A 22740-nucleotide genomic window follows, 5' to 3' on the forward strand; every position below is an offset into this window, starting at 1 on the left:
AGCATGAGGATCACCTGTCCGCTATGTGGCGCGCGCGACCGGCGCGAGTTTTACTATTCCGGGGCGGCGGTGGCGCTCGACCGGCCGGCGCCAGAGGCCGGGGCCGAGGTCTGGGATGACTACCTGCACAACCGCGACAACCCGGCCGGGGTGACGCGGGACATGTGGTATCACGAGATGGGCTGTGGCTCTTGGGTGGTGGTGACGCGCAACACGGTGAGCCATGAGGTGATCGGCACCGCGCTCGCCCGCGATGAAAAGGGACGGGGCGCATGAGGATTGACGGCAAGGGATTGATCGACCGCAAGAAGCCCATCAGCTTTCGCTTTGACGGGCAGCGCTATGACGGGTTTGCGGGCGATACGCTGGCCTCGGCGCTTTTGGCCAATGACATCCGGCTCATGGGGCGGTCGTTCAAATATCACCGTCCGCGTGGGGTGCTCACGGCGGGGAGCGAAGAGCCGAATGCGCTGGTGACCACGGGGCTTGGTCCGGCGCAGGAGCCCAATGTGCGGGCCACCACGCTCGAGCTCTACGAAGGGTTGATGGCGCGGAGCCAGAACCGCTGGCCGTCGCTGGGCTTTGACCTGATGGCGGTCAATGATCTCGCCGCGCCCTTTCTCGGGGCGGGGTTCTATTACAAGACCTTCATGTGGCCCAAGGCGTTTTGGGAAAAGATCTATGAGCCGGTCATCCGCAATGCCGCCGGTCTCGGCGCGCTGTCGGGCGAGGCCAATAGCGACAAATACGAGAAGGCGTTTGTCCATTGTGACCTGCTGGTGATCGGCGCGGGGCCTGCGGGGCTCTGGGCCGCCATGGAGGGCGCGCGGGCGGGGCTCGATGTGATCCTCTGCGACGAGGACACGCAGCCCGGCGGGCGGCTCAATGCCGAGACCGAGACTGTCGGCGGCATGGCGGGGGCCGAGTGGGTCGCGTCGCAGGTGGCAGAGCTGCGCGCCATGGGCAATGTGCGGATCATGACGCGCACGGCAGTGATCGGGGCCTATGACGGCGGCACCTATGGCGCGATCGAGCGTCTGGCGCCGGAGGTGGCACAGCGTCCGGGCGCGGCGCGCGAATGTTTCTGGCGCATCACGGCGGGGCAGGCGGTGCTGGCCGCGGGCGCAATCGAGCGTCCGGTGGCGTTTCGCAACAATGACCGGCCCGGCATCATGACGGCGGGGGCGGTGCGCGCCTATCTCAACCGCTGGAACGTGGCGGCGGGGCGCAATATCGCGGTCTATGGCAACACCGATGAGGCGCATCGCACGGTGCGTGACCTGCAGGCGGCGGGGCTGCATGTGAGTGCGCTCATCGATGCGCGGCCGCATGCGACCTGTGATCTCGACGTGCCGTTCTTCGCAGGCGCCGAGGTCAGCAATGCCGAGGGGCGTCAGGCGCTCGAGGCGGTGGAGATCCGCACCGCCAAGGGGGTCGAGAAGATCCGCGCCGAATGTCTGGCCATGTCGGGCGGCTGGAACCCGAATGTGCATCTCACCTGCCATATGGGCGGGCGGCCCGTTTGGGACCGCGACATTGCCGCCTTTGTGCCGCAGTCGGGCGCGGTGCCGGGGCTGCATGTGGCGGGCGCGGCGCGCGGTGTCTTTGACACGGCTGGCTGCCTCGCCGATGGCCGTCGCGCGGCGCGCGCGGCCCTTGAGGCGCTGGGGCGCAAAGCGGTGGAGGTCGATCTGCCCGAGGCGGAGACCGCGCGCTATGACATCTGGCCGGTCTGGGCGGTGCCCGGCAAGGGCCGCGCCTGGCTCGATTTTCAGAACGATGTGACGGTCAAGGATGTGCGGCAGGCGGCGGTGGAGAACTTCCGCTCGGTCGAGCATATGAAGCGCTACACCACGCAAGGCATGGCGACCGATCAGGGCAAGAACTCGAACGTGGCGGCGCTGGCGGTGCTGGCGGATGCGACGGGGCGGGGCATTCCCGAGACCGGCACCACCACCTTCCGCCCGCCGTTCGTGCCGGTGAGCATCGCGGCGCTGGGGGCGGGCGCGCAGGGCAAGGGCTTTGCGCCGCAGCGTTTCACCACCTCGCATGAAGCGAGCGTGGCGCGGGGCGCGCCGATGATCGAGGCGGGGCTCTGGTATCGGCCGAGCTATTTTCCGCAAGCGGGCGAGACCCATTGGCGGCAGAGCTGTGACCGCGAGGTGCAGATGGTGCGCCGCGCGGTGGGTGTCTCGGATGTGAGCACGCTCGGCAAGATCGACATTCAGGGGCCGGATGCGGGCGCGTTTCTCGACATGGTTTATACCGGGATGTTCTCGACCCTCAAAGAGGGCCGGGTGCGCTATGGGCTGATGCTGCGCGAAGATGGCTATGTCATGGATGACGGCACCACGGCGCGGATGGGCGCGGATCACTATGTGATGACCACCACCACCGCCGCCGCGGGGCAGGTGATGCGGCATCTCGATTTCGTGCATCAATGCCTCTGCCCGCAGATGGATGTGCGATTCATCTCGGTGACCGAGCAATGGGCGCAGTTTGCCGTGGCAGGGCCCAAGGCGCGCGATCTTCTGACCGAGCTTTTGGGCGCGGATCAGGTCGATCTGCCCTTCATGGGCTGTGGCGCGGTGCGGATCGGCGAGATCGACGCGCGGCTCTTCCGGATCTCGTTCTCGGGCGAGGCGGGCTATGAGATCGCGGTGCCGGCGCGCTATGGCGCGGCGCTGTTTGAGCGGCTCTGCGAGATGGCCGAGGCGCGCGACGGTGGCCCCTATGGGATGGAGGCGCTCAATGTGCTGCGCATCGAGAAAGGCTTCATCACCCATGCGGAAATCCATGGCCGGGTGACCGCCAAGGATATCGGCATGGGCGGCATGGTCAGCGCCAAGAAGGATTGTGTCGGCAAGACCATGGCGGCGCGTCCGGGACTATCGGAAGATCTCCGCGAAGAGCTCGTGGGTCTGCGGCCTCTGGGCGAGATCAAGGAGCTTCCCGCAGGGGCGCATCTCTTTGACGAGGGGGCCGAGGCGGTGGCCGAGAACGATCAGGGCTATGTCACCAGCAGCTGCTATTCGCCGAGCTGCGAGAGCGTGCTGGCGCTGGGCTTTTTGAAAAATGGCCGGGCGCGCCATGGCGAGCGGGTCAGGCTGGTCGATCATCTGCGCGGGGTCGACACGATCTGCGAGGTGCAGGACCCGGTGCAGTTCGATGCGGATGGAGGGCGGATGCGTGACTGAGTTGACAGCCAAGACGCCGGGGGCGGGGATTTTCCCGTTCGAGATCGGCGGGATCACCGCCCGCGAAGAGACGCCGGAGGCGATGACCGCCATCGCGCCCTACAAGGGCCGCGAGGCCGAGGTCAGCGCGGCGCTTGAGGCGGCGCATGGCATGGCGCCGCCCGCGCCGGGGCGCAGCACTGGCAAGGCCGGTGCGCGCGCCCTGTGGTTTGGCCGGGATACGGCGCTCTTGATCGGGCCACGGGCCGATGCGGCGCTCGGGCGTCATGCCGCGCTCACCGATCAGTCGGATGCCTGGATCGTGGTGCGGCTCGAGGGCGTGGGGGCGCGCGATGTGCTGGCCCGGCTGACGCCGCTCGATCTGCGCGAGGGCGTGTTCAAGCGCGGCCATACGGCGCGCAGCGAGCTGGCCCATATGGCGGGTTCGATCACGCGGGTTGGGTCGGAGGCCTGGCAGATCATGGTCTTTCGCAGCTTTGCGCGGACCCTTGCCCATGATCTCGACAGCGCCATGCGCGGGGTTGCGGCGCGGGCGGGCGCGTGATGAATGGGCTGACCTTTCCAAAGGAGTGTTTGCAGATGATGATCCGATCCGCCCGAGTGGCCGTCCCTGTGGTTGCCTTAGTTGCGGCGACGAGCCTGAGCGCCGTGCCGGCCTGGGCCGTGAGCGAGGCCGACAAGGCCGCCAATTGCGCCGCCACCGCCGAGATCGTGCGCGAGGCCGTGGCCCAGCGCGTAGCGGGCCAATCCTCGGAACAGGCGCAGGGCTATCTCACGTCTGACGAGGCGGGGGTCGATGACAAGTTCGACAGCGCCATCCCGATGCTGGTCGACTGGGTCTATACGCTCGACGAGGCGCATCTCACCGAGGATGCGGCCAAGGCGATGGAAACCCAGTGCCTGGAATTCAAATCCTGAGCGCGACACGCTGAACCTTCGGCCCCGGGCTGGCGTCGGTCCGGGGGTATTTGACACCAGAAAGAGGCACAGGCTGGGCCCCAGAGTGATGGTGGCTCTTGGCGTTGGGGCCTCGATGCTCATATAGAAGAGTATGAGTCTGCCACCCGGTTTCCTTGACGAACTGCGCAACCGCACCTCGATCGCCCAGGTCGTGGGGCGCAAGGTCATGTGGGACAAGCGGAAATCGAACCCTGGCAAGGGCGATCTCTGGGCGCCATGCCCGTTCCACCACGAAAAGACCGCCAGTTTTCACGTCGATGACCGCAAGGGCTATTACTATTGCTTTGGCTGTCATGCGAAGGGCGATGCCATCGGCTTTGTCCGTGAGACCGAGAATGTCGAATTCATGGAGGCGGTGCGCATTCTCGCGCAGGAGGCGGGGATGACCTTGCCGGAGCGCGACCCGCAGGCGCAGGCCAAGGCGGATCGGATCACGCTTCTGGCCGAGGTGATGGAGCAGGCGGTGCGCTATTTCCGCATGCAGCTTCATGGCGGGGCGGGGGCGGCGGCGCGGGAATATCTGGCGCGGCGCGGGCTCAGCGCCGAGACGCAGGAGCGGTTCGAGATCGGCTTTGTCCCCGAGGGCTGGCAGGGGCTGTGGGATACGCTGAGCGGGCAGGGGGTCGAGGCGCAGATGATCCTCGACTGTGGGCTCGCGCGCGAAAGCAGCAAGGGCAAGCAGCCCTATGACGTGTTCCGCAACCGCATCATGTTCCCGATCCGCGACGCGCGCGGGCGGTGCATCGCCTTTGGCGGGAGGGCGATGGACCCGAATGACAACGCCAAATACCTCAACTCGCCGGAGACGGTGTTGTTTGACAAGTCGCGCAATCTTTTCAACCTAGGGCCGGCGCGGGAGGCGGCGGGCAAGGGCCAGCCTCTGGTGGTGGCCGAGGGCTATATGGATGTGATCGCGCTGGCGCAGGCGGGCCATGAGGCGGCGGTGGCGCCGCTCGGGACGGCGGTGACCGAGACCCAGCTGGCGATGCTCTGGCGGGTGGCGGATGAGCCGGTGATCGCGCTTGATGGCGACCGGGCGGGCGTGCAGGCGGCTTACCGCGTGATCGACCTGGCGCTGCCGCTTCTGGAGGCGGGCAAGAGCCTGCGGTTCGCGCTCATGCCCGAGGGCAAGGACCCGGATGATCTGATCCGCGAGGGCGGCATCGAGGCGCTGCGCGAGAAGGTCGAGGGCGCGCTGCCGATGGTGGAGCTGTTGTGGCGGCGCGAGACCGAGGGGCGCAGTTTCGACAGTCCCGAGCGCAAGGCGGCGCTCGACAAGGTGCTGCGCGAGGTGATCAAGCGCATCGCCGATCCGTCGATCCGGGGCCATTATGGGCAGGCGATCAAGGATCTGCGCTGGCAGCTTTTCTCGCCGCAGCGCAAGCCACGGCCGGAGCGCGGCAAATGGACCCCGCGCGGCCAGATGGAGATGGCGCCGAAGCCGAGCACCAAGGCCTCGGCGCTCTTGGCGGCGGATGTGGCGGCGCAGGAGCGGCTGCGCGAGGCGGCGATCCTTGCGGTGCTTCTGGCGACGCCGGAAGTGGCCATCGAATTCGAGGCGCAGCTTGAGCGGCTGGAGTGTCGCGATCCCGATCTGGGCCTCCTGCGCGATGTGATCTTGCGCCATTGCGACAAGGGCCGCGAGGCGGTGGTCGAGGCGGCGGAAAATGCGCTCGGCGGGGTGGGGCTTGAAAACCTCACGAGCCTGCCCCATGTGGCATTGGTGCCCGCCGTGCGGCGCCCCGGCGACGTCGATCTGGCGCGGGTGACGGTGGCAGAGGAGTTGGCCAAGATCGCCGCGACGCGGGGCATCGCGGTCGAGATTTCCGAAGCGATGGAAGACCTTGCCGGGGTTGCCGATGAGGCGGTGACCTGGCGATTGGGGCAGGCGGCGGAGGCCCGCAACCGGGCGCTGCGCAGCCAGCAGGAAGACAAGACCGAATATGATACGGCGGCCAACGGCGCCCGTGTCAGCCGGGATGAGCGTGACGCATTCGATGCGCTGTTGGACAGAATCGGCTTTTCCAAGAAGCAATGAACGTGGGCCTCTGGTCGCTTTGCTGAGGAAAAGGTAAAGGAATCAGGGTAAACGGGTTGCGAATCACCGCTCATCGCGGATGATTCGTAGGAAGCGAATCACCCGTCGCGCCCCAGCTGAGGAGCATTTCATGGCCGCCAAGGACAACGATGATCAAAAACCCGATGATCAGGATGCCGAGATTTCGCTGGATCTGAGCCAGACGGCGATCAAGAAGATGATCGCCGAGGCGCGCGAGAAGGGCTACATCACCTATGACCAGCTGAACCAGGCGCTGCCGCCCGATCAGGTGTCGTCGGAACAGATCGAAGATGTCATGTCGATGCTCAGCGAGATGGGCATCAACATCATCGAGGCCGAGGATGTCGAGGAAGAAGAGCAGCGGGTGACGGCGCTCGCCGAGGTGGGCAAGCGCGGCGAGGTCACGCTCGGGTCCGGCAAGGAAGAAAAGCTCGACCGGACGGATGACCCGGTGCGCATGTATCTGCGCGAGATGGGCTCGGTCGAGCTGCTCAGCCGAGAGGGCGAGATCGCCATTGCCAAGCGCATCGAGGCGGGCCGCAACACGATGATCCTCGGGCTCTGCGAAAGCCCGCTGACCTTTCAGGCGATCACCATCTGGCGCGACGAACTTCTGACCGAAGACATTCTGCTGCGCGATGTGATCGATCTCGAGGCGACCTTTGGCAATCAGCTCGGCGATGACGAGGATGAGGAGGCCCCCGTGGTCGCCGCCAATGTGGGCGAAGCGCCGGGCAAGAAATCCGAGACCACCCAAGAGCTCGATGCCGATGGCAACCCGATCTCGTCGGATGATGACGAGGACGAGGATGATCAGGCCAATATGAGCCTCGCGGCGATGGAGGCCGCGCTCAAGCCGCGGGTTCTCGAGACGCTGGACCGGATCGCCAATGATTATGAAAAGCTGTCGGAGATGCAGGACAGCCGGATTTCGGCGACGCTCAATGAGGATGGCTCGTTCTCGGCCAAGCAGGAAGCGACCTATCAGAAGCTGCGTTCGGAGATTGTCGAGCTGGTGAATGAGCTGCACCTGCACAACAACCGGATCGAGGCGCTGATCGACCAGCTCTATGGGATCAACCAGCGCATCATGTCCATCGACAGCGCGATGGTGAAGCTCGCCGATCAGGCGCGCATCAACCGTCGCGAATTCATCGATGCCTATCGCGGTCGCGAGCTCGACCCCAATTGGCTCGACGATATGGCGTCGAAATCGGGCCGGGGCTGGCAGATGTTCATGGAGCGCTCGCCCGAGAAAGTGGCCGAGCTGCGCGCCGATATGGCCCAGGTCGGGCAATATGTCGGTCTCGACATCAGCGAATTCCGCCGCATCGTGGGTCAGGTCCAGAAGGGTGAGCAAGAGGCGCGTCAGGCCAAGAAGGAAATGGTCGAAGCGAACCTGCGTCTGGTGATCTCGATCGCCAAGAAATACACCAACCGCGGGCTGCAATTCCTCGATCTCATTCAGGAAGGCAACATCGGCCTGATGAAGGCGGTGGACAAGTTCGAATACCGTCGCGGCTATAAGTTCTCGACCTATGCGACCTGGTGGATCCGCCAAGCGATCACCCGTTCGATCGCCGATCAGGCGCGCACCATCCGTATCCCGGTGCATATGATCGAGACGATCAACAAGCTGGTGCGCACCGGTCGTCAGATGCTGCATGAGATCGGCCGCGAGCCGACGCCGGAAGAGCTCGCTGAGAAGCTGCAGATGCCGCTCGAGAAGGTCCGCAAGGTGATGAAAATCGCCAAGGAGCCGATTTCGCTCGAGACGCCGATTGGCGACGAGGAAGACAGCCAGCTTGGCGATTTCATCGAGGACAAGAACGCGGTTCTGCCCCTCGACAGCGCCATTCAGGACAATCTCAAGGAAACCACGACGCGGGTTCTGTCGTCGCTCACCCCGCGTGAGGAGCGGGTTCTGCGGATGCGGTTCGGCATTGGCATGAACACCGATCACACGCTGGAGGAAGTCGGTCAGCAGTTCAGCGTGACCCGGGAACGGATCCGTCAGATCGAAGCCAAGGCGCTGCGCAAGCTCAAACATCCGAGCCGGTCGCGCAAGCTGCGCAGTTTCCTCGACCAGTAAGCACTCGGGCGCAAGCAAAACGAGAGGGCGTGCCAGTTTGGCGCGCCCTTTGGCTTTTGGGGGCTTTGGTGGGCTTTGGTGAGGCCGACGATAGGCCAGCCTCTGGTGGCGCGGGGGGATTTGGGTATTTCTCACCAGAAAGAGGCCCGTGCTTGCCAAATCACCGGGGCTGCGTCACGGATAGGGCATGCAGCAGGTTTTCACGATCACGACGCGCGGTCCGGGGCTCTATGAGATCACCCGCGAGCTGTCTGCCTGGGTGCGCGGGCAGGGGATCGACAGCGGTCTTTTGACCCTGTTCATTCGCCACACCTCGGCGAGCCTCACCATTCAGGAAAATGCCGATCCCGAGGTGCGGACCGATCTGCGCAATTTCTTCGCCCGTCTGGTGCCGCCGAGCAGCGACCCGTCGATGCGCTATCTCACCCATACCTATGAGGGGCCGGACGATATGCCGGCGCATATCAAGGCGGCGCTACTGCCGGTGAGCCTCGGCATTCCGGTGATGGATGGGGCGATGTGTCTTGGCACATGGCAGGGCGTTTATGTGTTTGAGCATCGGGAGGCTGCGCATCGCCGCGAGGTGGTGGCGCATCTGACGGGAGGGTGACATGGGATCAGCGGTGGAGACGGCAGAGGGCTGGATCGCGGAACATCGGGCGATTTGTCGACGGGCTGTCGCGAGATTTTCGAGTTTGGCGAACCGGCGTGGCGCGAATACCGCTCGGCCGAATGGTATGTGGCGCGGCTGCGGGCGGAGGGGTTTTCCGTCGAGGCGGGCTCGGCCGGGATGCCCACGGCGTTTTGTGCCAATTGGTCGAACGGGGCGGGGCCGGTCATTGGCATGTATGCCGAATATGACGCGGTGCCCGGCAATTGTCAGGCGGCAGGGGCTCAGGAGGCGCCGCGCGAGGGCTTGGGGTTTCTGGCGGCGGGGCATACCGATCCGCATTCCGGGCTGGGTATGGCGGGGCTTGGCGGGCTCTTGGCGACCAAGGCGGCGATGGAGCGTCACGGCATTCCCGGCGGTTTGCGCTTTACCGGCGAGCCGGCGGAGAAGGTGCGGGGCTCGAAGCCCATTCACGCGGCGGCGGGCTATTACGATGGGCTGGCGGCGATGCTGTCCTTTCACCCGTTCTACATGCTGCCGCTGTGCAACACGGTGCGCTGGGACACGCAATGCGGTGCAGCCTATTCCATGGTCTATCGTTTCCGCTGTCTGCGGCCCGAGACATGGGGTGCGCGCGATGGCACACCGATCCCGCAATCGCATTCGGACATTCGCGCGCCGGGGGCCAATGATGCGCTGGTGACCATGTATCAGATGGCGCGGCAGCAGCGCGAGGCGATGCTGCCCCATCGCGGCGGCTGGTCGATTTCCGAGGCGATCCTTGGGGCGGGGCAGGCGACGGCGGACAATCTGCCGGCGCGTCAGGCCGATCTGCAATATATGATCCGGGTGGCCGACCTGCAGATGGCCGAGCAGGTGAGCGGCCATCTCGACCGGATTGCCGAGGCGGCGGCGGCGCTCAATGGCTGTGAGGTCGAGAAGATCTGGGTCAGCAAATCGCGCCCGGGGCTGACCAATCATGCGATGGCGACGTTGGTCTGGAACGAGATGGCGCAGGTCGGGGCGCCAAGCTGGGATGCGGGCGCGCGGGAGATCCTGCGCGAGGTGCAGAGGAATTGTGGCGTGACCTCGGAGGACGATCCGCTGCTCGAGGCCTGTGAGCAGCTCATCGCGCCGCAGGAGGCCGAAGCGATCTTGCGCCGGGCCTTGCCGCCCGAACAGATGAACGCGACATCGGATGATTATACCGACATGAGCTGGCACGCGCCGCTGGCGCGGTTCTATGTGGCGCGGCCGGCGCTGCGTGGCGGGCCCTATCCGGCCTGGGCGATGAATGCGCTGGGCGGCATCCCCGAGACGGTCGATCCGATGGTGACCACGGCGGCGCGCATTCTTGCGCGGTCGGCGCTGCGGCTCTTGCAGGATGCGGGGGCGCGCGCGGCGGCCTGGGCCGAGTTCGAGGCGCGCACCGGCGGCGGCGTGGGCGGCGAGCGCTGGATCGCGCCGCTTTGCGATTATGCGCCGCCTGTCGATCTGGCCTGGCCCGAATATGTCGAGACGCGGCGCGGGCGGCATTGGCATTTGTCCGGATAGAGTCCCAGAAGCCACGGTTTCGCGCGGCATCATCTAGCGGCGTGAAATCCCCTCTACCCAAAACCTTGCGGCCCACCTATAGTGGCTGTGGATAACTGGGCATCAGACCCATGGCGGTTGAGGCAGAGAAGAAGAGGGGGCAAGCCCATGCGCTGTCCGTTTTGTGGAAATATCGAAACTCAGGTCAAGGACTCGCGTCCGGCGGAAGAGCATGTCTCGATCCGCAGGCGGCGGTTCTGCCCGGCCTGTGGTGGCCGTTTCACCACCTATGAACGCGTGCAGCTGCGCGATCTGGTGGTGGTGAAATCGAACGGCCGGCGCGAGGATTTCGACCGTGACAAGCTCGAACGGTCGATCCGGATTGCCCTTCAGAAACGGCCCGTAGAGCCCGAGCGCGTCGAGCAGATGATCTCTGGCATCGTGCGGCGGCTCGAGAGCATGGGCGAGACGGATATCGCGTCGAAAACCGTGGGCGAGATCGTCATGGAGAGCCTCGCGCGGATCGACACCGTGGCCTATGTGCGCTTTGCCAGCGTCTACAAGAATTTCCAGGCGGCGGATGATTTCGACAAATTCGTGAGCGAACTGCGCCCCGGCGATGCGGTGACGGACGACAAGACCGAGGCGTGAGCGAGCAAGACATCCACCACATGCGCGAGGCGCTGCGCCTCGGGCGCAGCGCGATGGGATCGGCCTGGCCGAACCCGGCGGTGGGTTGTGTCATCGTGGCGGGCGATCAGATCGTCGGGCGCGGCGCCACGGCCCCGGGCGGGCGCCCCCATGCCGAGCCGCAGGCGCTGGCCGAGGCGGGCGCGGCGGCGCGGGGCGCGACCGCCTATGTCACGTTGGAGCCCTGCGCCCATCACGGCAAGACGCCGCCCTGCGCCGAGGCGCTGATCAAGGCGGGCGTGGCGCGGCTCGTGGTGGCCTTGGGCGACAGTGATCCGCGGGTTTCGGGGCGCGGCCTCGAGATGCTGCGCAAGGCCGGGATCGAGGTCGTGCAAGGCGTTCTCGAGGATGAGGCGCGCACGGATTTGGCCGGGTTTTTCCTCCGGATCGAGGAGGGGCGGCCTTGGGTCACGCTCAAGCTTGCCAGCAGTTTCGATGGCCGGATTGCCACCGCCAGCGGTCATAGCCAATGGATCACCGGGCCTGAGGCGCGGCAGCGCGTGCATGAGTTCCGCGCCCGTCACGATGCGGTCATGGTCGGCGCGGGGACGGCGCGGGCCGACAATCCCATGCTCACCGTGCGGGGCCTCGATGTCCCGCGTCAGCCGGTGCGGGTCGTGGTATCCCGGCGTCTCGATGTGCCGCTGATGTCGGAACTGGCGCGCACCGCGGGCGAAGTGCCGGTCTGGATGTGTCACGGGCCGGATGCCGATCGCTCGCTGCGCGAGGCGTGGCAGGGGCTTGGGGCCGAGCTGGTCGAATGTCGGCTGCATGGCCGACAGCTCGAGATCGGATCGGTGCTGCAGGCGCTGGGCGAACGGGGGCTGACGCGGGTTTTCTGCGAAGGCGGTGGGGCGCTGGCCGCGTCGCTTCTGTCGGCGGGGCTGGTGGATGAGCTGATTGGCTTTACCGCTGGCGTCGTGATTGGGGCCGAAGGGCTTCCCGGCGTGGGCGCGATGGGTCTGGCGCGGCTCGAAGAGGCGCCGCGCTTTCGTCTGATCGAAGCGGCGGCGGTGGGCGGCGACATCATGCACCGCTGGCACCGCGCCTGAGGCCGTAGCCCCGGTTTAGCGCCGCCAGAGACCGGCGTAAGAGGCAAACACCCCCTGTAGCTTGCTCAGCACCCGCAAGGCCGGGCGACGGCCGAGCCCCTCGCCTGTGGCAAGCCGTTCGACCACCACTTCGACCGGGCAGGGCAGGCCGGTCACCGGATCGCAATAGCGCGGGTAATCAATCAGCGCCGCATGCACCAGCCCGTCGAGCGTCGGGCGCGCGACGCGGCGGTCGGGCACCGGCCCAAGATCGGTGGTGAGCCCCCAGCCCGCATAGAAGGGCGCGCCAAGGCAGGTGACAGGCAGCCCGCGCAGCAGCGCCTCGAACCCCATGAGCGAGGTCATCGTCCAGACCGCATCGACCTGACCGAGCAGGGCGGCGGGATCGGCATTGACCAGCACCGCATCGGCCAGCCCGGTGAGCGCCTCGGCCTCGATCTTGCCGGGGCGCAGCCCGGCCTCCACATCGGGATGCGGCTTGTAGAGGATCACCGCTTCGGGATGGGCGGCGCGGGCGGCCTCCAAGAGACCGAGATTGGTATGCACCTCGCCCGCGCCAAGGCGGATCGAGGCATCGTCTTCGACCTGACCGGGGACGAGAATGCGCGGCCCGGGGGGCAGATCCTCGGGCAGCGCCGGGGCCTCGCCCTGATTGTATTTCGACAGGCCCAGATCAATCAGGCGGCGGCGCAGATCCTCGGCGCGGCGGGCCTGATCCCGGCGCAGGTCCGAGCGCCGCGCGATCCAGCGTTCGAGCCGCGAGGGGCGTGACGGGTCGTAATAGATGCCGAGATCGTCGAGCGCCAAGGACAAGGGTGGGGTCAGCGCCGCGCCAAGCCCGCGTGAGCGCAGGAACCCATCTTCGAGCCGCAGCGCGGTGTCGGGGGCGCGGTCGCTCTTGCCCGCCCAGACCATATCGCGGCGGTCCGGCGCGCTCCGGTCAAAGATCACCCGGCGTTCGCGGCCAAAGAACCCCTGCAGCGCGGGCCGTTTCCACAGCCGCATGCCATGGGCGCACCAGCCCCGGCGATCCTCGCGCCAGGCGCGGGTCCGCGCCTCGAGCGTGGCGAGCGTCTCCTCGAAACTGCACAGCCGGTCGTGACAGGGGTCGTACCAATGCGGATAGAGCAGCATGGCCCCGGCAAAGAGCTGTGCCCGTGTGAGGTTGCGGCCCCGGCGCGGCAAAGACAGCGGATGGCGGTCCTCGGTGAGCCCCCAGCCGGCATAGAAGGGCTGGCCAAAGACGCGGGGGCGGTGACCGGCGAGAATGGCCTCAAAGCCGAGCTGCGAGGTGACCACATAGACGCCGATGGCGCCTTCGAGCAGATGCCAGGGGCTCACCTCCTCGGAGAACAGCGAAATCCGGTCGCTTTCATCCTCGGGGCCGAAATAACCGGGCCGGTGGCCGGCGGCGGTCTCGGGATGGGTCTTGATCAGGATGCGCGCGCCGGGGTGGTCCTCTTGGGCATAGTAGAGCGCCTCGTGAAAGCTGTTGGCATCGGCCTTGCCATGGGTGACGGAGGCGTCGCCGCGGGTCTGGTCGATGACCAGCACATAGCCCGGATCGGGGCAGGGGGCGTCGGGATCGAAGCCCGAGTATTTGCTCAGATGCGCTTCGGTCATCCGGGCGATCCCGGCGCGCGCGCGGTCGAGCAGCGCCGTGTCGTCGAGCGGATGCTCGCGCAGCAGGGTTTCGAGATCGGACGCGCTGTCACTGTCAAAATAAATGCCGCTTTCGTCGATCACCAGACCGAGCGGCGGCTCGCCCGCGCGGCCGGGAAAGAGCGAGCGCAGGAACGCATCCTCGACCCGCAACAGCCCGGCGCCGGTTTTGGCCGACACCGCCTCGCCCCGCGCGGCATAGGGCGAGCGGCCCCAGACCGCGATGCGATCCTCAGGCCCAGCGCGCCCCAGCGAGAGCGGATAGCCCGCCAGCGCCATGATCCGGCGCAGGCGTTTTTGCCGCAAAAAGCCGCCGTTGAAATAGCGAACCCGCCGCCCCCCGGAGGGAACGGCGGGTTCAGCCGTTGGGTCTGTGATCATATACCGCTAAGCGTGTCGCCGGCCGTCGAGACCGACCCGACCGCGCCCAGCGTGCCGGTCATCGCGGCAATCACCTTGGTCCATTGGGCAAACGGCGCCTCGGTCACATAGAGCGTGTCATCGTCGCGGATCGAGAAATCGCGCGCCATGAACATGCCGTTGGGCCGCGTCAGGTCAAGCACATAAACCATGCGCTGTGCCCCCACGAGATCGTCGCGGCCGAGCACCTGATTGGCAATCTCGGCAGGTTCGTTGCGCATCACGAAAACACCGGTGGGATCGGCGCTGACGGTGCTGAGGCCACCGACCTGCGCAATCGCCTCGACGGCGCTGAGCGTCTGGGTTTCAAAGGCGACGCGCGCTTGCCCGTTGGTCGCGCCGAGCGCGGTGAAGGAGCGGGTGTCTTGTTCCACGAGGATCCGGTCGCCACCGCGCAGGGCGATGTCATATTCGGGATGCTCATAGAGGTCCTGGAACCAGATCTTGGAACGCTGATTGCCGCGCAGAATGGTGATCTGGGCCACTTCGGGCGAAATGGCGATGCCGCCTGCCGCCGCCAGCATGGCCGAGAGCGTGCGGGTGGGCCGTTCGATCGGATAGACGCCCTGGCCGCCGACAGCCCCCGAGAGCGTCACGGTCGAGCCATCGCCCGCCACGCGCGCCACCTGCACCTGCGGGTCAGGGGTCTGCTCTTCGAGCTTGCGGGTGATGATGCGGCGAATGGATTCGGGCGTGTTGCCTGCGGCCTTGATGCGACCGGCATAGGGCACGAAAATGTGGCCAGAACCGTCGACCTGCACCTCTTCGAGCCGCGTCTGGCTGGTGCCTTCGCTAGCGAGAAGCCCGTCATCGACGTTTTCCCAGATCGACAGGCTGAGCGTGTCGCCCGGCTGGATCGTGTCCGACCCGAGCTTGCCCGCGCTGCGGAAGGCTTCGGTAAAGCCGAGGCTGGGCTGCACGGCGGTGGCGCGGGTCACACGGTCGTTGACCGCCACGACAAAGGCATCGCCGGACCGTTGCACCGACCCTGCATAAATCTCACGTTTGTTGGGGCCAACGCGCGGAAGGCCACAGGACGAAACGACCGCCACCATGGCCAAAAGGGCGACGGATCGCGCCCATCGGGTTGTCTTGATTTTCACTGCCCGGTCTCCTCGACCTGATTAATTCTGCCTCAGTAGTTTTATCCAACCCATAGGAATAGGTTTGGTTTTTTGTCCAACCTACCGAAATAGGATCGGAAAATCCAGCGCTAGGTTAGGGGGCGGTCAGGTGATCGCGCGCAACTGTTGCCTCGGGGCCGCGCTTCCACTGTGCAACCCGTCATAGGGATCGTCGGGGCTGAGCATCATGTCGACGGTCTGACGCAGCACCTGACGGCGGCCGCGCGACGAGTAGAACCCGCCCGCCACCTGGCTCGTTTCGAGAAGATAGCGGCGATAATCGGCATAGGCCTTGCGGTCGGGGCGTTCGGCCCCGGCAAAGAAATCGACGAGCGGTTTGGTCGAGACGAATTCCGGCTTGGCATAGACCGCCGCGCCGAAGGTCTTGAGCGGGATGCCGCGCCAGAGTACCTGTTGCGCCGCGGTGGAATTCACCGTGACGGCGCTGCGGGCCTCGTCGAGAAGGGCCGCGAGCTTGCCGCCGCGGACATAGTGGACGCGGTCCTTGATGCCGTATTTGCGGGCCAGCGCGCGGAGGTCGCGGCGGACGGGGGTGCGGCCGTCTTCGAGGGGGTGGGCCTTGACGACGAGGTGGTGGTGCAGGGGGGCGCCTTGGGCAAAGCCGGAGACCACGGTGTCGAGAAATTCGGTCATGGTGGAGAAGGGCGAATGCATCTGGAAACTGCTGTCATGTTCGAGCTGCAACAGCGCCAGATGATAGGGAAAGCCGCCATGCCGGATGCGCCATGTGGCGATGCGCCGGTCGATGGCCTGAAAGGGCATCAGGGCCAAGCGTTTGAGATACAAACCGAATTCGGCGCTGACGCTGAGCGTGCGATGAGGCCGGAAGCCGCGATAGCCGCGATTCCAGAACAGCACGAACCAATGATATAGGGCGCCGTAGAAGATGTGGTGGCGCATGTCGCCCCAGCTGGCGGGGGGCAGGGCGCTGTCCATATCGGACAATTCGAGGTCGCGGCGCATCTGGGCGACGCTCATCTCCATCAGCCGCGAATTGCCATTGCTGCCGCCGCGCTCATAGGTGACCCAATAGGGGCGCAGATAGCCCTCTTCAAAGACATGGATGGTGATCCCGGCGGCGCGGGCCTGGGCCACGGCTTCGGCATGGATCGGGCGGGTGTCGCCATAGAGAACGATGTCGGTGACGCCCTTCTCGGCGATGATCTCGCGCAGCCGGTCGGACCAGGCTTCGGGCGTGTCGGCATAGGGGATATAGCTCGCCGATTGCGGCCAGAACACCCGGTCGCCCATGTTGAAGCCCACGCGCCAGACCTCGGCGCCGGCGCGTGTCAGCATTTTGCCCAGCCGTGCGAAAAACGGGCCATGCGGCCCTTGCAGGAACAGGAAAACGTGTTTTTTGCCAGCGGAATAGGCCATTGTCTGAAAGTGCGTCCGATCAGGTTGGGTCAAATCTCTGGGGGCAAAGCTAGATCGAAATTTAGGCAAAATTAAGGTGAAAACGCCTCGCTTCTTGTCATGGCGCGGCGGGGCGGATAGGTCAGGGAAAAGCCTGAGGGAGCGAGAGATGTTCACTGGTATTATCACGGATCAGGGCGAGATCAGAGATCTGGAGCAGCGCGGCGATCTGCGGGCGCGGATCGGCTGTCACTATGACATGGACGGGGTCGATATGGGCGCGTCGATTGCCTGTGACGGGGTCTGTCTGACGGTGGTCGCCATGGGGGCGGATTGGTTCGATGTGGATGTCTCGGCAGAGACCGTGTCGAAGACCAATCTCGACACCTGGGCCAAGGGCCGCACGGTCAATCTCGAACGGGCGCTCAAGGTCGGGGACGAGCTTGGCGGGCATATCGTATCGGGCCATGTCGATGGCGTGGCCGAGGTGATTTCCGTGAAAGATGAAGGGGATAGCACCCGTGTGACCCTGCGCGCGCCAAAGGCTCTGGCGCGGTTCATCGCGCCCAAGGGATCGGTCGCGCTCAATGGTACGTCGCTCACGGTGAACGAGGTTGAGGGCTGCGATTTCGGGATCAATTTTATCCCGCACACCAAGGAAGTGACCACCTGGGGCCGGGTCGCGGTGGGGGACCGGGTCAACCTCGAGATCGACACGCTGGCGCGCTATGTGGCGCGGCTGCACGAGGCGGATTAACCTTTTACAAAACTCAACTTAAGCCGGAAAAATGCCCTGTCGGTGAGACGTCGGTATAACGACGGTAAAGCGACGGTACGGGATCTGACCCCGCGCCGCGCGGGGCGCGGGGGTTAACCTATTTGCGAGATTTCTCCCGGGGCCAAACCCGCCGAAAACGGCGGGTCTGTGACACGTCAGTATCGCGTCGGTAAAGCGACAGTGCGGGTTTTGGCGGAATGCCTGCCGAAATCCCGCCGAAACCCTGCCGAAACCCCGCCCAAAATCAGTCGTTATCGGTGAGCCCCGCGCCCGCCCCGGCGAGGCGGCTCGCCTCGGTGTCGGGGGCGTAGGTGCGATGCGCCATCGCGCCGAGCCGCGCCGCATCGCCCGGCTCGATATGGCCACGCCAGGCGCGGCGGACGGGCAGGCCGCGCGGCGCGCTGTCCGCGCGCGCGACCTCGGCCAGCGCCGCCAAGGGCCGGCGCGGATCGGCGGCGGAGAGGTAAGAGCACCGCTCGAACCGGGTGATGGTCACGCCCTCATAGCTCAGCCGCAGCCCGGTGCCGGTCATCTCGGCGGCGGCGGCCACGAAAGGGTAGAGCAGGAGCGGCTCGATCACATCCTCAAGCGTGATGACCTCGCCCGCTGCCAGCGTCTCGGCCAGATCGCAGAGCGTCGCGCCGGCGCTGATCGGGCAGAGCCGCCCGCCGGGGGCGGCCCAGGGCGCGGCGAGCCGGGCGGGGCGGATCATCGACGGCTCGGCCCGGTCGCAGGCGGCGAGCACCTGCGCCAGCGCCGCCGCCCCGTCGAGCCCCATGGCGCAGAGCCAGCGGGTGGCGCGGCCTGCCTCTTCGGCGAGGCCCCAGCTATAGCCCGCGCCGCGCGTGGCCTTCTTGGCCAGCCCTTCGATTTCGCCCAGCGACCAGCTCATGCCATATCCTCTGCGTCGGTGGCCCCGTCGACGGTGCTGCCGTCGAGCATCGGATAGGTCCAATCGTCGGCATTGCCCTCGGAGAGCTCTTCGGGGAAGGGGGCGTGTTGGAACATGGTGATGCGCAGCCAGCGGTCGGAGCGCGGATCGAAATGGCAGGCGCCGAAAAAGCTCAGCTTGGCGCGCAGCATGTCGATGGGCATCATTCCGGCGTCGATCGTGTTGTCGCGGATTTCGGCATAGGGGTGATCGCCGGTGATCTGCACCCGGCGGATGATATGGCGGTGCTGCGGATGGGTGAGCAGGAATTCGGCCACGGTGGCGGCATCGCTGCGCAAGAGATCGGCATGGAGCCGCGCCGCGTCGCGCCCCGGGCAGAGCGGCTGTTCGTACTCGTCGAGATCCTCTTCGAAACGCTGGCCGAGCCGGGGCTCGAGCTTGGCTTCGGAGACATACCAGACGCGGGCGCGGGGGTCTTGCGCCCGCCAGTCGATGGCGAGCGCCCAGTCGTAGATGTCCTCGGTCAGCGCGCGCAGCTGGGCGAGCGGCATCGCGCCCTGAATACGCATGCAGTCCTGTTCCTCGCAGGACATGGTGGAGGTCAGTTCGTCCACCAAGAGCCCGTAGGGTTCGAGCAGCAGCGAGGCGATCTGTTCCTGACCTTCGAGCGAACAGCTCTCTTCGGCCCAGCGAAACACCCGGTCCCAGGGGCGGTCGTGGATCAGGTCGGCCTCGGGCAGCCAGTCGCAGAGCCGGTCGAGATCGGCGCGCAGCTCGGCCAGTTTCGCCAGTTGCACGGGATGCTCTGACGTCCAGTCCTGCGCATGGCGGCGGGCGCGATAGGCATAGTCGCGAAAGGCCGCGGCCTCGGCCGGGGCGGCGGCGGGCAGCGAGCGGATGCGCGCCAGCGCGGTTTCGCGGGCGTTGATCCATTGATGGATGAGCACCGGGTGATGGATGAGAAAGGGCGCCATGCCAAGCCCGGTGGAATTGCCGATGCCAAAGCTGCGGCGCAGGGCCGGGGCCAGCGGCACGGCGGTGTCGGGCGCCCGGGTCCGCGCCATATGTTCGACCAGATCCATGATGAAGGCGCGGGTCAGATAGACCGAGAGCATCTCGACCTGAAACGGGCCGCGGCATTCGTCACGTGCGGCGCTCTGTTCGCGGTCGGCGGCGCCGAATTTGCCCGAGCCATAGACCGCGGTGGTGCGCATCAGATAGCCCACCTCATGGATGCGGGCGGGATCGGGCTGCGTGCCCTGGGCGAGGCAATCGACCACATAGTCCCACAGCCGCACGGAACGGTTGGCCCGGCTCAGCGACAATTCGCGATCCGAGATGCGGCCCGCCTCTTGTTTCGGGACATTGCGGGCGAGGCGGATGATGTCGGCCTCGGTGGGGATGCCGTCGAAGAGGGTAAAGGTCGCGTCCCAGGCGGTGGCGATCACCCGGTCCGAGCGCAGATGCGCGGGCAGGTCATGGGCGAAGGCCACAAGGGAATAGGAATGGGTCGGGCCATGGGCGGTATAGATGGCATGGCCGGTGCCACGGGCGTCGATCTCGAAGGCCCGGGTCTCGAACCGCCAGTTTTCCGCCCGGAGCCGGCGCAGCAGCGTGCGCATGAAGGACAGGCGCGATTGATGGAAGGACCCGAGCCGGGCGAGACGCATGACATCGCGCGGGGCGCGCTTGGGCACCTGGGTGGCCTCGGCTGTCGCTGTCATGGTCTGGCCCGTCATCTGGCGATCCTGTCCCTATGTCCCGTTACGCTGCCTTGGCGGGGGTGAAGTTGGTGTCAAAGAAACGATACCAATTGCCGCCCATCAGCCCGGCCACCTCGTCGGGGGCAAAGCCGATCTGGCGCAGCCCGTCCTCGATCTTGCCAAAGTCGCGGTTGTCGCGGAACCAATGCGGCTGATCCGGGAAGCCGGGGGCGGCGGCGGAGCCTTCGCCATAGTCGATCTCCTTGGACCAGCGGCCGACACGCATCCATTCGACGACGCTGTCGGGGTGATCTTGGCACAGATCCGAGCCGATGCCGAAATGTTCGACGCCGAAGCGGTCGGCGGCGGTGGCGATCATGGCGCAGAACTCCTCGAGCGTGCAGTCGGTTTTGCCCTTGAGGTGATGGGGGTACATGGAAAAGCCCATCATGCCGCCGTTTTGCGTCACCGCGCGCACCACATCGTCGCGCTTGTTGCGCAGGGCCGGTTGCCAGCTGTGCAGGTTGGCATGGGTGATGGTGATCGGACGTTCCGAGTGATCCGCCGCCTCGATGGTCGAGCGGTCGGCCGAGTGGCTCATGTCGACGACGAGGCCCACGCGGTTCATTTCGCGGATGACCTGTTTGCCCATGCGGGTGAGGCCGGGGTCCTCGGCCTCGTAGCAGCCGGTGGCGAGCAGCGACTGGTTGTTGTAGCTCAGCTGCATGAAACGACCGCCGAGCTCGTGCAGGATCTCGACGAGGCCGATGTCATCCTCGATGGGCGAGGCGTTCTGGAAGCTCAGGAAGATGGCGGTGCGGCCGGTGTCGCGCGCCAGTTTCACATCGCTGGCCCAGCGGCCCTTGAAGATCAGATCGGGATAGGTTTCGAACCAGCGGTTCCACTGCGCCATGTTCTGCACGGTTTCGCGGAAATTCTCGTGATAGCAGATCGTGGCGTTGACCGCATCGACGCCGCCTTCGCGCATCTGGCGAAAGATTTTCTCGGACCAATTGGCATATTGCACGCAGTCGATGCGATAGGTCATGCGGGCTCTCCAGCGGCGATATAGGCGGTTTTGACCACGGTGTAGAAGTCGCGGGCATGCACGCCCTGTTCGCGCGGGCCAAAGGAGCTGTCGCCGCGCCCGCCGAAGGGGACGTGGTAATCGGTGCCAGCGGTGGGCAGGTTGACGGTCACCACGCCGGTGCGGACGTTGCGGCGGAAATGGGTGGCGCGGGCGAGGCTTTGGGTGACGATCCCGGCGGTGAGGCCGAAATTGGTGTCGTTGACGGTGGCCAGCGCCTCGTCATAGCTGTCGACGCGGATCACGCTGGTCAGCGGCGCGAACATTTCCTCGCGGTTGATGCGCATGTCGTTGCGGGTGTTGAGGAAGACGCCGGGCGACATGTAATAGCCCTCGGTCTCGCGCTCGAGCCGCAGACCGCCGCAGGCCAGCTCGGCCCCTTCAGAGCGGCCAAGCTCGACATAGGCGAGGTTTTCGTCGAGCTGCTGCTGGCTCACCACCGGGCCCATCTGCGTGCCCTCGGCGAGCGCATGGCCCACCTTCATCGCCTCGGCCCCGGCGATGAGTTTCTCGACAAAGGCGTCATGGATGCCCGCATGGACAACGAGCCGCGACGAGGCGGTGCATTTCTGGCCGGTGCCGCCAAAAGCGCCGCCGAGCGCCAGGCTCACCGCCAGATCGAGATTGGCGTCATCCATCACGGCAAGCGCGTTTTTCGAACCCATTTCCATCTGTACGCGGGTGAAATTGCCCACCGCCGCCGAGGCGATGCCCCGGCCCACCGGCACCGAGCCGGTGAAGGAGATGGCGTCGACGCGGGGGCTTTCCACCAGGCGCTGGCCGACATCGCGGCCCGCGCCCATCACCAGGTTGAAGAGACCGGCGGGGATGTCCTGACGGGCGATGATTTCGGTGAGCGCCACGGCGGAGGCCGGGGTGATATTGGCGGGTTTCCAGATCACCGCATTGCCATAGGCGAGCGCCGGGGCGATTTTCCAGCTGGCGGTGGCGGTGGGGAAGTTCCACGGGCTGATCACCGCGACGGTGCCGACCGGTTCGCGGCGCACATCGACCTCGACCCCGGGGCGGACGCTGTCGGCGTTCTCGCCGATCTGGCGCAGGATTTCATGGGCGTAATAGGTAAAGAACTGCCCGGCGCGATAGACCTCGCCACGGCCTTCGGCGAGCGGCTTGCCCTCTTCGCGGCTCAAGAGCGTGCCGAGCTCTTCGGCGCGTTGCATCATCTCGGTGCCGATGGCCATGAGCACCGCCTGTTTGCGCTCGAGCCCGTAGCCGGCCCATTCCGCCTGCGCCTTGGCGGCGGCGTCGAGAGCTGCGTCGAGCTGATCGGCGCTGGCCTGCGCATAGGTGCCGACGAGGTCCGACAGGTCAGAGGGGTTGCGATTCTCGACCGCGTCCTGGCCCGCGACCCATTGGCCCGCAATATAGTTTTTCTGAAGCTCGGTCATGACATCACCCGCGATATGAAAGGAAAGACGCCCCAAGAGGGCGGTTGCCCACATCAAGACCGGAAAGACCCGTTAAGGCAAATGCAAAAAACTTG

At 66.0% G+C, this 22740-nt stretch carries 18 protein-coding genes; 11 read left to right on the plus strand and 7 right to left on the minus strand.

The window, feature by feature from the left end; translation table 11 throughout:
- Nucleotides 1-3 precede the first annotated feature (3 nt).
- From WA237_RS14800 to ribD, 10 genes are all read left to right on the plus strand, one after another.
- The gene (locus WA237_RS14800) at nt 4-276 is read left to right on the plus strand and encodes a sarcosine oxidase subunit delta (RefSeq protein WP_216016375.1); all 273 of its coding nucleotides are present in this window, start codon (nt 4-6) and stop codon (nt 274-276) included.
- Nucleotides 273-3197, plus strand: a complete 2925-nt coding sequence (locus tag WA237_RS14805) for a sarcosine oxidase subunit alpha family protein (RefSeq protein WP_336098574.1) — start codon at nt 273-275, stop codon at nt 3195-3197. The genes WA237_RS14800 and WA237_RS14805 overlap by 4 nt, the downstream gene beginning before the upstream one ends.
- Complete coding sequence (locus tag WA237_RS14810; RefSeq protein WP_336098576.1) at nt 3190-3741, plus strand: sarcosine oxidase subunit gamma; 552 nt, start codon at nt 3190-3192, stop codon at nt 3739-3741. The genes WA237_RS14805 and WA237_RS14810 overlap by 8 nt, the downstream gene beginning before the upstream one ends.
- 35 nt (nt 3742-3776) lie before the next feature.
- On the plus strand, nt 3777-4115 hold the full coding sequence (locus tag WA237_RS14815) for a DNA primase (RefSeq protein WP_336098577.1): 339 nt from the start codon (nt 3777-3779) through the stop codon (nt 4113-4115).
- Nucleotides 4116-4248: 133 nt separating this feature from the next.
- A complete protein-coding gene (gene dnaG / locus WA237_RS14820) occupies nt 4249-6195 on the plus strand; it encodes a DNA primase (RefSeq protein ID WP_336098578.1) in 1947 nt (648 codons plus the stop codon).
- Nucleotides 6196-6325: 130 nt separating this feature from the next.
- Complete coding sequence (rpoD, locus tag WA237_RS14825) at nt 6326-8308, plus strand: RNA polymerase sigma factor RpoD (protein ID WP_009814611.1); 1983 nt, start codon at nt 6326-6328, stop codon at nt 8306-8308.
- A 187-nt stretch (nt 8309-8495) separates the two neighbouring features.
- Nucleotides 8496-8918 (plus strand): secondary thiamine-phosphate synthase enzyme YjbQ, encoded by a 423-nt coding sequence (locus WA237_RS14830; RefSeq protein WP_336098580.1) that lies wholly within the window; start codon nt 8496-8498, stop codon nt 8916-8918.
- 54 nt (nt 8919-8972) lie between these two features.
- The gene (locus tag WA237_RS14835) at nt 8973-10472 is read left to right on the plus strand and encodes an amidohydrolase (RefSeq protein WP_336098582.1); all 1500 of its coding nucleotides are present in this window, start codon (nt 8973-8975) and stop codon (nt 10470-10472) included.
- A 147-nt stretch (nt 10473-10619) separates the two neighbouring features.
- On the plus strand, nt 10620-11102 hold the full coding sequence (gene nrdR, locus WA237_RS14840; RefSeq protein ID WP_009814614.1) for a transcriptional regulator NrdR: 483 nt from the start codon (nt 10620-10622) through the stop codon (nt 11100-11102).
- Nucleotides 11099-12193: a bifunctional diaminohydroxyphosphoribosylaminopyrimidine deaminase/5-amino-6-(5-phosphoribosylamino)uracil reductase RibD gene (ribD, locus tag WA237_RS14845; protein ID WP_336098583.1), complete on the plus strand. Its 1095-nt coding sequence runs from the start codon at nt 11099-11101 to the stop codon at nt 12191-12193. Before nrdR ends, ribD begins: the two co-directional genes overlap by 4 nt.
- A gap of 15 nt (nt 12194-12208) precedes the next feature.
- Here the strand turns inward: ribD and WA237_RS14850 are convergent, their stop codons facing one another.
- From WA237_RS14850 to WA237_RS14860, 3 genes are all read right to left on the minus strand, one after another.
- A complete protein-coding gene (locus tag WA237_RS14850) occupies nt 12209-14236 on the minus strand; it encodes a capsular polysaccharide biosynthesis protein (protein WP_442970270.1) in 2028 nt (675 codons plus the stop codon).
- Complete coding sequence (locus WA237_RS14855) at nt 14233-15330, minus strand: polysaccharide biosynthesis/export family protein (protein ID WP_009814617.1); 1098 nt, start codon at nt 15328-15330, stop codon at nt 14233-14235. The genes WA237_RS14850 and WA237_RS14855 overlap by 4 nt, the downstream gene beginning before the upstream one ends.
- 174 nt (nt 15331-15504) lie before the next feature.
- Nucleotides 15505-16797, minus strand: a complete 1293-nt coding sequence (locus WA237_RS14860) for a capsule biosynthesis protein (protein WP_009814618.1) — start codon at nt 16795-16797, stop codon at nt 15505-15507.
- A gap of 148 nt (nt 16798-16945) precedes the next feature.
- Between WA237_RS14860 and WA237_RS14865 the strand changes: the two genes are divergently transcribed.
- A complete protein-coding gene (locus tag WA237_RS14865; protein WP_009814619.1) occupies nt 16946-17533 on the plus strand; it encodes a riboflavin synthase in 588 nt (195 codons plus the stop codon).
- Nucleotides 17534-17798: 265 nt separating this feature from the next.
- On the opposite strand, the gene WA237_RS14870 is transcribed toward WA237_RS14865, so the two are convergent.
- Genes WA237_RS14870 through WA237_RS14885 form a run of 4 tightly spaced genes read right to left on the minus strand, consistent with a single transcriptional unit; the run spans nt 17799 to nt 22645 of the window.
- Nucleotides 17799-18446 (minus strand): DUF3726 domain-containing protein, encoded by a 648-nt coding sequence (locus tag WA237_RS14870; protein WP_009814620.1) that lies wholly within the window; start codon nt 18444-18446, stop codon nt 17799-17801.
- Nucleotides 18443-20185, minus strand: a complete 1743-nt coding sequence (locus WA237_RS14875; protein ID WP_336098586.1) for a hypothetical protein — start codon at nt 20183-20185, stop codon at nt 18443-18445. The genes WA237_RS14870 and WA237_RS14875 overlap by 4 nt, the downstream gene beginning before the upstream one ends.
- Nucleotides 20186-20210: 25 nt before the next feature.
- Nucleotides 20211-21197, minus strand: a complete 987-nt coding sequence (locus WA237_RS14880) for a membrane dipeptidase (protein WP_009814622.1) — start codon at nt 21195-21197, stop codon at nt 20211-20213.
- Entirely contained in the window at nt 21194-22645 is a 1452-nt protein-coding gene (locus tag WA237_RS14885) for an aldehyde dehydrogenase family protein (RefSeq protein WP_336098588.1), read from the minus strand. The genes WA237_RS14880 and WA237_RS14885 overlap by 4 nt, the downstream gene beginning before the upstream one ends.
- Nucleotides 22646-22740 lie beyond the last annotated feature (95 nt).

It is taken from the genome of Roseovarius sp. CH_XMU1461, assembly GCF_037027165.1.
GTDB classification, from domain to species: domain Bacteria; phylum Pseudomonadota; class Alphaproteobacteria; order Rhodobacterales; family Rhodobacteraceae; genus Roseovarius; species Roseovarius nubinhibens.